This window comes from Rhizobium sp. PL01, from assembly GCF_033447125.1.
Taxonomy (GTDB): domain Bacteria; phylum Pseudomonadota; class Alphaproteobacteria; order Rhizobiales; family Rhizobiaceae; genus Pararhizobium.
Genome location: NZ_JAWQUM010000014.1, coordinates 45,835 through 60,275 on the forward strand (window position 1 = coordinate 45,835; position 14,441 = coordinate 60,275).

The 14,441-nt window shown below is 58.5% G+C and carries 14 protein-coding genes; 10 read left to right on the top strand and 4 right to left on the bottom strand.

Annotated elements, in window-relative coordinates; translation table 11 throughout:
* The first annotated feature begins 21 nt into the window (after positions 1 to 21).
* The 4 genes from R6X40_RS26985 to rpmG all read left to right on the top strand — a co-directional run bounded on the left by R6X40_RS26985 (position 22) and on the right by rpmG (position 2,650).
* Entirely contained in the window at positions 22 to 483 is a 462-nt protein-coding gene (locus tag R6X40_RS26985; RefSeq protein WP_318417740.1) for a DUF983 domain-containing protein, read from the top strand.
* A 50-nt stretch (positions 484 to 533) separates the two neighbouring features.
* Positions 534 to 1,190 (top strand): NUDIX hydrolase, encoded by a 657-nt coding sequence (locus R6X40_RS26990; protein ID WP_318417937.1) that lies wholly within the window; start codon positions 534 to 536, stop codon positions 1,188 to 1,190.
* 13 nt (positions 1,191 to 1,203) lie between these two features.
* A complete protein-coding gene (locus tag R6X40_RS26995) occupies positions 1,204 to 2,388 on the top strand; it encodes an MFS transporter (RefSeq protein WP_318417742.1) in 1,185 nt (394 codons plus the stop codon).
* A 94-nt stretch (positions 2,389 to 2,482) separates the two neighbouring features.
* Positions 2,483 to 2,650 (top strand): 50S ribosomal protein L33, encoded by a 168-nt coding sequence (gene rpmG, locus R6X40_RS27000; protein ID WP_113314447.1) that lies wholly within the window; start codon positions 2,483 to 2,485, stop codon positions 2,648 to 2,650.
* Between the two features lie 721 nt (positions 2,651 to 3,371).
* Here the strand turns inward: rpmG and R6X40_RS27005 are convergent.
* Positions 3,372 to 4,739 (bottom strand): PleD family two-component system response regulator, encoded by a 1,368-nt coding sequence (locus tag R6X40_RS27005; protein WP_318417745.1) that lies wholly within the window; start codon positions 4,737 to 4,739, stop codon positions 3,372 to 3,374.
* Positions 4,740 to 4,854: 115 nt separating this feature from the next.
* The gene (locus R6X40_RS27010; protein ID WP_003547430.1) at positions 4,855 to 5,226 is read right to left on the bottom strand and encodes a response regulator; all 372 of its coding nucleotides are present in this window, start codon (positions 5,224 to 5,226) and stop codon (positions 4,855 to 4,857) included.
* A gap of 159 nt (positions 5,227 to 5,385) precedes the next feature.
* On the opposite strand from R6X40_RS27010, the gene R6X40_RS27015 reads away from it, so the two are divergent.
* The 4 genes from R6X40_RS27015 (at position 5,386) to R6X40_RS27030 (ending at position 9,065) form a co-directional block, all read left to right on the top strand.
* Positions 5,386 to 5,664 carry a DUF3572 domain-containing protein gene (locus R6X40_RS27015; protein ID WP_412178472.1) on the top strand — a complete coding sequence of 93 codons (279 nt, stop codon included), beginning with the start codon at positions 5,386 to 5,388 and terminating at the stop codon, positions 5,662 to 5,664.
* 2 nt (positions 5,665 to 5,666) lie between these two features.
* On the top strand, positions 5,667 to 6,308 hold the full coding sequence (locus R6X40_RS27020) for a hypothetical protein (protein ID WP_318417749.1): 642 nt from the start codon (positions 5,667 to 5,669) through the stop codon (positions 6,306 to 6,308).
* Between the two features lie 142 nt (positions 6,309 to 6,450).
* Entirely contained in the window at positions 6,451 to 7,740 is a 1,290-nt protein-coding gene (locus tag R6X40_RS27025) for a DNA polymerase IV (RefSeq protein ID WP_318417750.1), read from the top strand.
* A 101-nt stretch (positions 7,741 to 7,841) separates the two neighbouring features.
* Positions 7,842 to 9,065: a L,D-transpeptidase family protein gene (locus R6X40_RS27030; RefSeq protein WP_318417939.1), complete on the top strand. Its 1,224-nt coding sequence runs from the start codon at positions 7,842 to 7,844 to the stop codon at positions 9,063 to 9,065.
* 11 nt (positions 9,066 to 9,076) lie between these two features.
* On the opposite strand, the gene dnaE is transcribed toward R6X40_RS27030, so the two are convergent.
* Complete coding sequence (gene dnaE / locus R6X40_RS27035) at positions 9,077 to 12,583, bottom strand: DNA polymerase III subunit alpha (protein ID WP_318417752.1); 3,507 nt, start codon at positions 12,581 to 12,583, stop codon at positions 9,077 to 9,079.
* Between the two features lie 74 nt (positions 12,584 to 12,657).
* Here dnaE and R6X40_RS27040 point away from each other — a divergent pair, with 74 nt between their 5' ends.
* Together R6X40_RS27040 and R6X40_RS27045 are read left to right on the top strand one after the other, a co-directional pair.
* Positions 12,658 to 13,050 carry a hypothetical protein gene (locus tag R6X40_RS27040; RefSeq protein ID WP_318417753.1) on the top strand — a complete coding sequence of 131 codons (393 nt, stop codon included), beginning with the start codon at positions 12,658 to 12,660 and terminating at the stop codon, positions 13,048 to 13,050.
* Positions 13,050 to 13,631, top strand: a complete 582-nt coding sequence (locus tag R6X40_RS27045) for a hypothetical protein (protein ID WP_318417755.1) — start codon at positions 13,050 to 13,052, stop codon at positions 13,629 to 13,631. Before R6X40_RS27040 ends, R6X40_RS27045 begins: the two co-directional genes overlap by 1 nt.
* 120 nt (positions 13,632 to 13,751) lie before the next feature.
* On the opposite strand, the gene R6X40_RS27050 is transcribed toward R6X40_RS27045, so the two are convergent.
* Positions 13,752 to 14,435: an ABC transporter ATP-binding protein gene (locus R6X40_RS27050; protein WP_318417757.1), complete on the bottom strand. Its 684-nt coding sequence runs from the start codon at positions 14,433 to 14,435 to the stop codon at positions 13,752 to 13,754.
* Positions 14,436 to 14,441: the final 6 nt, after the last annotated feature.

Sequence of the window (14,441 nt, forward strand, 5' to 3'; positions counted from 1 at the left end):
CCGCAGATTGAGGATATGGACATGCAGGCAACTGGCAGCACTCCGGAAACAGTCCGCTTCGAGCAGACACGCGAAGCCGATCGTCCGGTTGGACAATCGATCAAGCGCGGGCTTTTGAACAAGTGCCCAGCCTGCGGCAGCGGCAAGCTGTTCGGCCGTTTCCTGAAGACCGTGCATGAATGCTCGGCCTGCGGTGAACAGCTCGACCAGCATCGCGCTGATGACTTTCCGCCCTATATCGTCGTCACCATCATGGGGCACGTCGTACTCGGCGGCTTCATGGCAACGGAAATGCTCCTGCCGATGTCCAACTGGGGCCACCTGGCAATCTGGGTCCCGATCACCATCATCGGCTCGCTCGCTATGATGCAGCCGGTCAAGGGCGGTGTTGTCGGCCTGCAATGGGCCCTGAAGATGCACGGCTTCGGCGAGCACGATGACGAACCGGCGGACGCGCTGCCGGTCACGGACCGGGCTGCGTGACCACCAGTAGTGACGGGCCGGTCAACGGCCCGCCCCTCGATAGCGGCAAAATGCGCTCGCCGCGGCCGCGCGATGCCGCCTCGATCATGCTGCTTGATCGTTCGCAGGCTCATGTGCGCGTGCTCGTCGGCCGCCGCAACAAGGCACATGTGTTCATGCCGGACCTGCATGTTTTTCCGGGCGGGCGCAGAGATCCCGGCGACCACAGGCTCGCTTTTCGCGGCGATATCCACCCAGCTGTGCTGGAGCGCCTGAAAGCCGGTTACAAGCACTCTGCCTCCGAAAGCAGGCTTCGCGCCATTGCGCTTGCGGCTGTTCGTGAACTGCACGAAGAGGCGAGCATCGCAGTCGGCAGCACAGACTGCGGAAACACTCCGTTACCTTTCCTTCCCGATCTGACAAACTTGCGCTATATGGCACGGGCGATTACGCCGCCGGGACATCCGCGCCGGTTCGACACCCATTTCTTCGCCCTGTTCACGGACGAGGCGGGCGTCAATCCGGACGATATCCGCGACAGCCGGGAGCTCGAAGATTTGAGATGGATTGATGTAGACGATGTTTCGGCGGTGCGGTTGCCGGACATTACCAAGATCATCCTTGGAGATTTGAGGGCAAACCTTCAATCCGACGCATCTCTACCCTTCGGGAGACCGGTACCGTTCTACTATATGCGTCATGGGCGATTTGTCCGCGACCTCCTTTAGGGAATTACTTTACATGTCACAGCCGCCGTCCGGCACGCCTGCGCCGGTTGAGGAAATACACTGGCCATCGCTGGTTGCCGCCATTGCCGCCATTTCGGCCGTTGGCATCGCGATCGGCCTCGGCCTGCCGCTGCTCAGCATTATCATGGAAAAGCGCGGCATCTCCTCGACGATGATCGGGCTCAACTCGGCCATGGCTGGCCTTGCCTCGATGGCGGCTGCGACGGTCACGGCCAAGATTGCCCACCGATTCGGCGTTGCCAACACGATGCTGCTCGCCATTGTCTTTGCCGCGATCAGCGCACTCGGCTTCTATTACATCGAAAATTTCTGGCTGTGGTTTCCTCTGCGCGTCGTCTTTCACGGCGCCATCACCGTGCTGTTTGTCCTTTCCGAGTTCTGGATCAACGCCACGGCGCCGCCAAGCCGCCGCGGGCTCGTTCTCGGCATCTATGGCACGGTCCTGTCGCTCGGATTTGCAACCGGCCCCCTGCTCTTCTCCATCCTCGGCAGCGAAGGGATCCTTCCGTTTGCCTTTGGTGCCAGCGTCATCCTGTTGGCGGCCATCCCGATCTTCCTTGCCCGCAATGAAAGCCCGGAACTCAACGAGAAGCCGGAGCTGCATTTCATGCGCTATGTGTTCCTGGTGCCCACCGCCACCGCCGCCGTCTTCATTTTCGGCGCAGTCGAATCGGGCGGCCTTTCGCTCTTTCCGATCTACGGCACCCGCAGCGGTTTCACCGAAGCGCAGGCAGCATTGCTTTTGACAGTGATGGGCATCGGCAATGTGATTTTTCAAATTCCGCTGGGCATGTTGTCGGACCGTATGAAGGACCGTCGCAACCTGCTGGCCCTGATGACCGTTGTTGGCTTAATCGGCGCGCTCTGTCTGCCCCTCCTGCAGGGCAACTGGTGGCTGATGGCGATCGTGCTGCTGTTCTGGGGCGGCAGCGTCTCAGGCCTTTATACGGTCGGCCTGAGCCATCTCGGCTCCCGCCTCACCGGCGCCGATCTTGCGGCCGCCAATGCCGCCTTCATCTTCTCCTATGCGGTGGGAACAGTTGCTGGTCCCCAAGCCATCGGCGCTGCCATGGATATTTCGGGGAATAACGGTTTTGCCTGGGCAATTGCCGGATTCTTCGGGCTTTATGTGCTACTTTCCGTGGTGAGAATCGTTTTCAATCCAAAACGGACTTGACTTTTCGGGCGCGATTTGTAGTTTCGCGCCAAGTTTGCCGGGACCCTTCCTCTGGAAGTCCGCGGCTTTGTTTTTTTATAAAGGCAGGACGACCATGGCGAAAGCTGCAAAAATCAAGATCAAGCTGCTGTCGACGGCCGACACAGGTACTTTCTACGTGACCTCGAAGAACAGCCGTACGAAGACGGACAAGATGTCCTTCACCAAGTACGACCCGGTCATCCGGAAGCACGTTGAATTCAAGGAAACCAAGATCAAGTAAGATCTGGTTCTCCTTGTGGAATTAGGAAGGCGCCGGCTGAAAAGCCTGGCGCCTTTTTCTTGTCGTTGATTTTGGTTCGTCCGGGACGATGATCTCACCGGGAAGAAGCCCAAAACAAAAAACGCCGTCCCCATGACAGGGACGGCGTTTTAATGGGCGTCGGCTGACCGCGACCGCGGCACGAGGAACCGCATTGGCAACAAATCAGCCGACAAACCCCACGACCCAGGAGATGCGGCGGACCTGACATCATGGGGTAACTGTTGAGAGTTTTTTCTCTCTTGGGCTGAGAGTTGACCAAAACTAAAAAAAAATCAATGCATTCTTAACTACGGCACAACACAACACGCAGGCATGGTTAATCTCACCACTCCCTAATATACTATCCGTCACCGTTTCCGCAGTCAGCCGATCCTCGAATGTAAATTTTTGTAAAGCAATATTATTGTTTCACAAATTTTCGAAATAGCAATGTGACAAGCCTCATTAAGCCACCGCACATATATAAACGTATGAATTTATTACTTTAAATCGATATCCATGGAATCTTGATGGACATTTTCCGATCCGACAGGGCAATATCTACCGGTTCACCTTGCTACCATCACACGAGCACAACCACGAAAGCACGCTTTCCGGTTAACTTCCGGCGCTAGATTGATCGCATTTTCTTTTCCTGTGGAAAACCTAGGGAAAGGCCGAAATCGCAGGCAGCTCCCGCTCACGCAGCGGCGGCAACCACCTGGTTACGGCCATTGTTCTTGGCCTGATAGAGCGCCATATCCGCGCGTTTCAACAGAGCCTCCGCCGTATCACCTTGCGGGTTCAGCGTCGCAATACCAAGCGACGCAGTTATCGACAGCGGCGTCCCGGAATTCGGCAGAGCAAAACTCCTGTCCTCGACAATACTGCGCAGGCGCTCAGCAATCGCTGCGGCCGCATCCGCCGATGTGTCCGGCATGACGACGACAAATTCCTCGCCGCCAAACCGGCAAGCAAGATCGGCGCCACGTACCGTGGAACGGACGCGATGGGCGAATTCACGCAGAACCTCGTCTCCGGCATCATGCCCATGAGTATCGTTGACGCTCTTGAAGCGATCGATATCGGTGATGCAGATCGATAGCGGGCGGCCGCGCGCCAGAGCACGGTCAATGAGCAGCTTCAGATGGTTGTCGAGATAGCGGCGGTTGTGCAGGCCGGTCAGCCCGTCCGTAACCGCCAGCTCTATGGTCTGCTTAACGCTGGCACGCAGCCGGTCATTGCAATGCTTGCGGCGGATTTGCGTCAGGCTACGGGCAACGAGCTCATTCGGGTCGACAGGTCGCATCAAATAGTCGGTAACGCCAAGATCGAGCGCCCGAACCACCATCTCGTCATGCCCCTGCTCGGCGATGATCAGGAGCGGAATGTAACGTGTGCGCTCCAGTGAGCGCAGCTGCGAGCAGAGCCGCAGCGGATCGTAATCGTCAAAATTCGAGTTGACGATGACCAGATCGAAACTGTTTTCAGCGGCCTCGAACAAGGCTGCCTGCGGGTCCGACATCGCCGTCACTTCGGCGACCGGCTTCAAGGCGCGGATGATGCGTTCCTGCGAGCTGCCTCTGCCATCGACAAGCAGGACATTACCAAACTCGTCCGGGCGGTCGGTCGAACTCAGATCCTGCAAGCCGACATTGTGGGCAGTTTCGGCGCGAAGCCGCAGTTCGTCGCTGACATTCTTCAGCCGAACCAGGCTTTTGACACGCGACATCAGTTGCAGATCGTTGACCGGCTTGGTCAGAAAATCATCGGCGCCGGCTTTCAGCCCCCTCACCCGGTCCGACGGCTGATCAAGAGCTGTCACCATCACGACGGGGATATGCGCGGTGCGCGGGTTCGACTTCAGCCGCTCGCACACTTCGAACCCGTCGATGCCCGGCATCATGATGTCGAGCAGGATGAGATCGACCGGGTGCTTCTCGCAGATTGCCAGAGCCTGATAGCCATCGGCCGCCGTCAGAACGTCAAAATACTCGGCCACAAGACGCGCCTCGAGCAACTTGACGTTGGCCGGTATGTCATCAACGACAAGGATCCGTGCAGTCATGCAATCTTTCCTGCCAATAAGCGCCTGAAACAGAAAGCCGGTTCAACTTTCATATTCGTTTCACGCGCAAGAATATCGTTGAGGGGCATTTTTGTCGAAAGCCCCTGGCGCCGCATCAGGCATCGCCCAAATAAGTTTTGATCGTTTCAATAAATTTCGGCACAGAGATCGGCTTGGAAACATACGCTTCGCAGCCCCCCTGCCGGATGCGCTCTTCGTCACCCTTCATCGCAAACGCCGTAACGGCGATGACCGGAATGACATGCAATTCGTCGTCTTCCTTCAGCCATTTGGTCACCTCGAGCCCGGAAACCTCCGGAAGCTGGATGTCCATAAGGATCAGGTCTGGCCGATGTTTTCGTGCAAGATCAAGGGCTTCCATACCATTTCTGGTTTGAATCGTCGTATACCCGGACGCCTCGATCAGGTCACGAAAGAGCTTCATGTTCAGCTCGTTGTCTTCAACAATCATAACCTGTTTGGGCATTTCGATCCCTTGATTTGCGGTTCCGGCTTGCATGGCCGTCGCATCGCTATAAGTTGCGGCACGGTTGGACTCATTCATCCCGGAAGCTTGAAGCTACAGTGATTTGGTTGAAAAACCGGTAATATTCCGTAGAAAATTACCGGAATGCGATAAGGACGAATGACAGTGACCCCATCCGAAGAAACAGCGATTGCCATCCTCGGCTGGCTTGCAAACGAGCCCGAATTGCTCGGACGTTTCCTGGCATTGACGGGCACCGATCCATCGTCCTTGCGCCATGCAGCAGCCGACCCCGGTTTTCTTGCCGGCGTCGTCGATTTCCTGATGGGCCATGAGCCGACGCTGCTGGCTTTTTGCGAGGCGACCGGCACGCGGCCCGAGGATGTGGTGCGCGCCCATGCCATGCTGTCTGGCCCGGACAATCCGGGAGATTTCTGACCGTGGCGGATACGCTTGATCTCGACCATATCCGGCTGACGGATCGCCCGTTGATCGTCTGCGATATCGACGAAGTGGTGCTCGAATTCCTCACGCCGTTTCGCAACTTCCTGCGCGCCTCGGGGCGTGATCTCTTGCCCCGCTCCTTCCGCCTGCATGGCAATGTCGTGGCGCTTGATACCGGTCTGCCAGTCGATGACGGCATGACGAGCGAACTGCTGGAGACATTCTTCCGGCTGCAGGACCAGTGGCAGACACCTGCCGATCTCGTCGTCGAGACCTTGGCCGGGCTTTCCGTCGATGCGGACATCATCTTCCTGACCGCGATGCCGCCGCGACATTCCGGCGTGCGCCGCTCGCTGCTTGACCGCCATGGCTTGAGCTACCCGCTGCTTGCCAGCGAAGAGCCCAAGGGGCCGATCATCAAGCGCTTGCACGAGGCCCGGGATGTGCCGCTGGTCTTCATCGATGATATCCTGCGCAATCTGCAGTCCGTTCAGACCCATACGCCGGATTGCCTGCTGATCAATCTGATGGCCAATGCAGAATTCCGTGCGCTGGCGCCAGATCCGGGCGATGGCATCACCAAGGCGGACAGCTGGACGGATGTGGCCACCATCATCCGCACGCATTTCCTGCGCTGAACGACAGGCGGAAAACCGATGCCGGGCAAAAATACCGCTGAAGATCACCTTTCCTGGGAAGGTCATCAAGATTGCCTTTCCATGCCTTGAGACTCGTCAGTTTAGGGCGTATCGTGAAAATGTTCAACTTTTGTTCTGATCGATGCAAACAGACGCGCAGCAACTTCCAGGGTTTTGCCGAGACTGCCTGACAGGCCAACCGGCCGGCATTCGCCGTTGCCGGGCCTGCGGCAGCCCGCGCCTGCTGTTCCACTCCGAACTCTATCAGCTGACGCTCGCCCATATCGATTGCGATGCCTTCTATGCCTCGGTGGAAAAACGCGACAATCCGGAGCTGGCCGACAAGCCGGTGATCATCGGCGGTGGCAAACGTGGCGTCGTCTCCACCGCCTGCTACATTGCACGTATCCACGGCGTGCGCTCCGCCATGCCGATGTTCAAGGCATTGGAGGCTTGTCCACAAGCCATCGTCATCAAGCCCGACATGGAGAAATATGTGCGGGTCGGACGGCAGGTGCGCACGTTGATGCAGGAGTTGACGCCACTGGTTCAGCCACTGTCGATTGATGAGGCGTTTCTGGAACTGAAAGGCACCGAGCGGCTGCACCACGATCCACCTGCCCGCACACTGGCAAAATTCGCCCGCCGGGTCGAACAGGAGATCGGCATTTCCGTTTCGGTCGGCCTGTCCTATTGCAAGTTCCTCGCCAAGGTGGCGTCCGACCTGCAAAAGCCGCGCGGCTTTTCCGTGATCGGGGCTGCAGAAGCGCTGGACTTTCTGAAAGACAGATCGGTGACACTGATCTGGGGCGTTGGCAAAGCCTTTGCAGCGACACTGGAGCGCGACGGCATCCGCACCATAGGCCAGTTGCAAACAATGGACGAAACAGACCTGATGAAGCGTTATGGCACGATGGGTCAGCGCCTCTATCGCCTGTCGCGCGGCCAGGACGAGCGCACCGTCGATATCGATGGCGAGGCCAAGAGCGTTTCCTCGGAGACAACCTTCAACGACGATCTCTGCAATTATGACGATCTGGTCACGCATCTGCGGCGGTTGAGCGAACAGGTGGCGCACCGGCTACGCAAGGCCGACATTGCCGGGCAGACCGTCGTGCTCAAGCTGAAGACCGCCGATTTCAAGAGCCGGACGCGCAACCGCCGCCTCGACAGCCCGACCCGGCTTGCCGACCGCATTTTCCGCACCGGCATGCAGCTTCTCGATAAGGAAACCGACGGCACGAAATTCCGTCTGATCGGCATCGGCGTCTCAGACCTGTCCAATCCCGATCTTGCCGATCCGCCGGATCTCGTCGACACGCAGGCAACCCGGCGCGCAGCGGCCGAAGCCGCAATCAATACGTTGCGCGACAAGTTTGGCAAGGCGACAGTCGAGACCGGCTATACATTTGGCAAAGGCCGGCGAAAGTAGCCGGCTTCACATTCCCGTGTTCGCGCATGACCGCAAAGTTTCCTTAAACCTCTCAGGTTAGGCTCATCCTGTGTTTCTTGTGTCCGGATGTTCCTATGGTTTTGCGTTTTACATTTGGCCTCGGCTTCGCCATTGCCCTGTCTGCCAGCGTCGCGTTTGCCGGCGAGCAGGCTCCCCTGCAGATCGTCGTGTCCAGGGATCAGCAATCGCTGGTGGTCTATGACGGTGATACGGTCGTTGCCACGTCCAATGTTTCGACGGGCAAGGCTGGACATTCGACGCCGACAGGCATTTTCTCGATCCTTGAAAAACGCCGGTTCCATAAATCGAACATCTATTCGAACGCACCGATGCCGTTCATGCAGCGGCTGACATGGTCAGGCATTGCGCTGCACGCCTCCAATCATGTTCCGAGCTACCCGGCTTCACATGGTTGCGTGCGGATGCCCGATGCCTTTGCCAAACAGCTGTTCAAGATGACCGGGCGCGGCCTGCACGTGCTGGTGTCTGACCGCCAGCTGACACCCGTCGCCATCTCCGATCCGTTCCTGTTCCAGCCCAAGGGCAAAGAGCCGGAACTGCTGTCGGACGCGACACTGCGGCCGAGTGTTTCGCAGATACAAACCCAGTCCGTCGAAGTTGCCACGATCGAGCCCACACCGGAAAAGCCGGTTGCCGCCGAGATGGAAAAGCTGCCGCCAATCCGGATGCTGATCACCCATCGCGGCACACGCGAAATCACGATGGATATCCAGAACCTGCTCGACGAGCTTGGTTATGCGGCCGGTCTAGCCGATGGATATGCCGGTGTTCAGACTGCCGATGCCATCAAAGCCTTCCAGGCCGCGGAGAAGCTGATTGTCGATGGCAAGCCGACCCCGGCCTTCATCGAAGCGCTTTATGCCAAGGCAGGCAAGGGCAAGCCACCGAACGGTCAGCTTCTGGTTCGCCGTGACTTCGAACCTCTGTTCGAAACGCCAGTGGTGATCGACAAGCCGGAAATCGCACTCGGCACGCATTTCTTCCAGTTTCAGGATATCGACGTTTCCACCGGCAAAGGCGCTTGGTTCGCCATGACGCTCGACAACGCGCTGTCCGGGCCGATGAAGAAACGCCTTGGAATCACCAGCGAAGAAGACCCGACTGCTTTCAATGCCGCCAACCGTACGCTGGACCGTATCACGGTGCCGGACGAGACGCGCCAGCGGATCGAGGAATTGCTCGCCGAAGGCTCGTCTCTCACCATCTCCGATATGGGGCTTGGCCAGGAAACGGGCGCCGGCACGGACTTCGTGACCGTCACACGAAGCCGATCGAAACCCTGAACAGCCCGGCGCTATACCAGTTCGATATCGATGACACCCGGCGCCGTCCGCAGCGCCGCAGCGATCTCGGGCGAGATCCGGTACCGCTCGTTCAACTCCACCTCAATCTCGCGTTGGCCGTTGTCTTTGATGACGATAAACGACACCAAACCATCACCACGCGTATTCAAATGCGTAGCCACGGAGCGCAACGGCCCTGCATCTCGGACATAGACGCGCAGCGCCTTCTGCATCTGCAGTGACCGTTCTTCCAGCGATTGCAGCGTCTGGATACGCATGCCGATGCCTTCCGGCCGCTCTTCGGCCTGCACCGTCATGACAAGCGATTTACCGGGCTCCAACAGATCGCGGTATTGATTGAGCGCTTCCGAAAACAGCACGGCCTCGAACTGGCCGGTCGAATCGGAAAAGGCGATGATGCCCATCTTGTTGCCGGTGCGAGTCTTGCGCTCCTGCTTCGAGGTTACTGTGCCTGCGAGCCGGCCGGCGGCGGCCCCTTTTTTCACCGACGCGGCGAAATCGGCGAAGGTCTGGACACGAATTTTGCTGAGCAGTTCGTTGTAGCTGTCCAGCGGGTGGGCGGACAGATAGAAACCCAGAACCTGAAACTCGCGATGCAGCTTTTCCGATGCCAGCCAGGGGGAATATGGTGGCAGGTTGATCTTTTCCGGCCCCGTCGCCGCACCCGCGCCGAACATGTCGCTCTGACCGCTGATCTTGTTGGCCTGGGCGATCTGTGCGAAGCCGAGAATACGGTCGAGACCACCCACCAGCTCCGCCCGGTCGTAGCCAAAGCAATCGAAGGCACCGGCGCAGATCAGGCTGTCGAACACCCGCCGGTTCAAAAGCTTCGGATCGATCCTGAGGCAGAAATCCTCAAGATCGGCGAAAGGCTCGTCACCGCGCACCTCGACGATATGATCGACGGCTGCTTCGCCAACGCCCTTGATGGCTGAGAGCGAATAGTAAATGCGGTTGTCGCCGGTCTCGAAACGGCGGAACGAGGTCTGTACCGATGGCGGGATGACCTCGATGCCGAGCCGCTTGGCATCCTGGCGAAAGTCGTTGATCTTGTCGGTGTTCGACATGTCGAGCGTCATCGACGCCGCGAGGAACTCGACCGGGAAATGCGCCTTTAGATAGGCGGTCTGGTAGGAGACGATGGCGTAGGCGGCGGCGTGCGACTTGTTGAAGCCGTAGTTGGCGAACTTGGCCAACAGATCGAAGATCAGGTCCGATTGCGGCTTCGAGACGCCGTTGTCGACGGCACCCGTGACGAAACGGGCCCGCTGCTTGTCCATCTCCTCCTTGATCTTCTTACCCATGGCGCGGCGCAGAAGGTCGGCTTCGCCGAGCGAATAGCCCGACAGAACCTGTGCGATCTGCATCACCTGTTCCTGGTAGACGATAACGCCCTGGGTTTCCTTCAACAGGTAATCGATCTTCGGATGGATCGATTCGATCTCTTCTTCGCCGTGCTTGCGGGCATTGTAGACCGGGATGTTTTCCATCGGGCCCGGTCGATAGAGCGCCACCAGCGCAATAATGTCCTCGATGCAGTCTGGCCGCATGCCGATCAGCGCCTTGCGCATGCCGGCACTTTCCACCTGGAACACGCCGACCGTGTCGCCCTTGGACAGCATCTCGTAGGTAGTCTGGTCATCGAGCGGCAGCGCTTCGAGCTTGACCTCGATATCGCGTTTTTTGATGAAATCCACCGCGACCTTCAACACCGTCAGCGTCTTAAGTCCGAGAAAGTCGAACTTGACGAGGCCGGCCTGCTCGACCCATTTCATATTGAACTGGGTAACCGGCATGTCGGAACGCGGATCGCGGTACATCGGCACCAGTTGCGACAGCGGCCGGTCGCCGATGACGATACCGGCGGCGTGGGTCGAGGCGTGGCGATAAAGCCCCTCGATCTTCTGGGCGATATCGAGCAGGCGGCCGATCACCGGCTCCTTGTCGACCTCTTCCTGAAAGCGCGGCTCTTCCTCGATCGCCTTGGCGAGCGTGGTCGGATTGGCGGGATTGTTCGGCACCATCTTGCAGATCTTGTCGACCTGGCCATAGGGCATTTCCAGCACGCGGCCGACGTCGCGCAAGGCGGCACGCGCCTGCAGCGATCCGAACGTGATGATCTGCGCCACCTGCTCGCGGCCATACTTGCGCTGCACGTAGCGGATCACCTCTTCGCGCCGGTCCTGGCAGAAGTCGATGTCGAAGTCGGGCATCGAGACGCGGTCGGGATTGAGGAAGCGTTCGAACAGCAAAGAAAAGCGCAAGGGGTCAACGTCCGTGATGGTCAGCGCATAGGCGACCAGCGAGCCTGCACCCGATCCGCGGCCCGGGCCGACCGGAATATCCTGAAGTTTTGCCCATTTGATGAAGTCGGCAACGATCAGGAAGTAGCCCGGAAACTTCATCTTCTCGATGACGGAGAGCTCGAAATCCAGACGCTCGCGGTAATCGGTTTCGGTATAGCCGGCCGAAAGCCCGAGCTTCCGCATCCGGTCTTCCAGCCCCTCGACGGCCTGGCGGCGTAGCTCTAGTTCCTCTGCACGCTCGGATTCCTGCGGATCGTCCGATGCACCGGTGAAACGAGGCAGGATCGGCCCACGCGTCTTCAGGACGAAGGAGCAGCGCTTGGCGACCTCTATGGTGTTTTCCAGCGCCTCCGGCAGATCGGCAAACAAGGCCGCCATGTCCTTGCGGCTCTTCAGATAATGATCCGGCGTCAACCGGAAGCGTGTGTCGTCTGAGACCATCGCATTGTGCGCCACCGCCATCAGCGCATCATGCGCCTCGAATTCGGCCGGAGACGGAAAGAATGGCTCGTTGGTTGCCACGATCGGCAGTTCGAGCTTGTAGGCGAGATCGACGACGCGGTTTTCGTGGCGGCGGTCATATTTGCCATGACGCTGAAGCTCGACATAGAGACGGTCGCCGAAGACATCCGCAAGCGCCTTCAGGCGCGTTTCCGCCAGTGCATGCTGCCCAGACTTCAAGGCCATGTCGACCGGCCCGCCCGAGGCACCGGTCAAGGCGATCAGTCCTTCCGCTCCACCTTCCTGCAGCCAGGACAGTGCAATGCGAACCGACTGGTTTCCTTCGCTGCCGAGATAGACCCGGCTGACGATATCGACGAGGCGGACATAGCCAGCATCTGTCGCCGCGATCAGAACGATCGCCGGGAGTTTTGCCAGATGCTGCGCGTGGCCACGCTTGTCGCCCTCGCCTTCATCCTCCATGTCGATCGACAGCTGGCAGCCAATCAGCGGCTGCAGGCCATCGTCCATGCATTTCTGCGAGAATTCCAGCGCGGCAAACAGATTGTTGGTATCGGCAATACCGATGGCCGGTTGGCCGTCGGCAACAGCTTTGCCGATGATCTTCTTGATCGGCAAAGCGCCTTCGAGAAGCGAAAAGGCGGAGTGCACCCGAAGATGAACGAACTGGGGAGATGCGCCGCCCTGAGCGGAACTATCCTGCCGCTTGCCGTTTACTGCATCTGCCATGGCACACCCCGATTCCCGTGAAGGCAGCAGGATATCCCGTTTCCGTCAGTAGATGTCTAGTTTTCATCCGCCACATGGCAGCATTTTCAAACCAGATCCACCTTGTCCACAGTCCAGCACTCCTTTCATTTTCGCGAGACGGCAAACGCGCAAAAATGACCGGCGGATTGCGCCGCTCTTACATCCCGATGACGATGATTGAAAAGCTGGCGATAAACATGGCGATGGAGGCCAAAGCGGCGAGATCACGAATGAAGTCAGTCATTGGTCGGCTCCCTTTTCCGTTATGTTCTTATAATGTTCTATTTATGTTCATGCGTCAAGTAGCAACGGCAAATCTTCGACCGGCGAGAAACGGAGATGGTAAACACTTTTCACCCAGCCTTGCGGCCCGGCAATCTGGCATCTGGACGCAGGCCGGGCCGCCGATTAGTCTGCGTCTCAAATGCAAATCAGGGGATGATTGATGAAGATGTCACTGGCCGTCATGACGGCATTACTGGGCCTGACTGCCTCCACAGCGCAGGCGGCGGAAACCATCGATCCGGGCCGCATTGTCTCCGCCGCGACAGGCGATTGGGACAAGGACGGCCGGTCAGACCTCGCCATGCTGGTGGCGCCGGCAGAGGGCATAGATGAAGATCACGCTGTTTATATCTATCTCAATGACGGCGATACTGACCGGTTGAAACTGAAGACCGTGGTGCCGAACAAGGTGTGGGGAGATCTGACCATGGCCGGGCGTGCGCCATCGATCACCGCTCTTGAGAACGGCTCGATCCTGATCACCACCCACAATGATTCCGTCGGCCGGGATCGCTGGGAACAGAAGCTGACGGTCGCCTATCGCAATTTCGACTTCGTCGTGGCCGGATATACCTACACGTCCTACGACACGCTCAACCCCGACAACTCCGCAGAATGCGATCTCAATGTGCTGACCGGCAAAGGAAAGAGCAGCGGCAAGCCCGTCGCCACAATGGGCGAAATCGTTCTACTCAAGGATTGGTCCGACGATCGCGGACAAACGGTCTGTGGTATCGACTAGCCACAAGCAGCCCGCCCTAAATGAGGCGGCGGCTGTTGGAACAATTCCAGCAAAAGTGCGTAGCGATTTTGCTGGAATTGCTCAGAAACAAAAGGATGGAGTGCTTTTTCGAGGCAGCCGTTAAAGCTCGACAACCTTGCCGTCCTCAATGGTGACGCGACGGTCCATGCGTGCTGCCAGTTCGTAATTGTGCGTGGCGATCATCGCCGCGAGGCCGGACTGGCGCACCAGCGCTTCCAATGCTTCGAAAACATAACCGGCGGTTTCGGGGTCGAGATTGCCGGTCGGCTCGTCGGCCAAGAGCACCAGTGGCGCATTGGCGACGGCGCGGGCAATGGCGACACGCTGCTGTTCGCCGCCGGACAGCTCCGATGGGCGATGCTCGGCGCGGTGGCCGATGCGCATATAATCCAGCAATGCTGCCGCACGTACCCGCGCCTCGGCCTTGTTGAGACCGGCGATCAGCTGCGGCATCATGATGTTTTCGATTGCCGTGAATTCGGGCAGCAGGTGATGGGCTTGATAGACAAAGCCGATTTCATTGCGGCGGATCGACGTGCGTTGCTCGTCACTGAGCGTACCGCAGGACTGCCCCTTGATCAGCACTTCACCTGCATCTGGCCGCTCAAGCAGGCCCGCTAAGTGCAGCAGTGTCGACTTGCCGGTGCCAGACGGCGCCACAAGCGCCACGGTCTGACCGCCAAACAGCGAAAAATCCGCGCCCTTCAGGATCGACAGAGTTTCGTCGCCCTGGCTGAAATGACGTTCGACGCCGGAAAGCTGCAATGCCACGCGCGCATTCATCGTGTC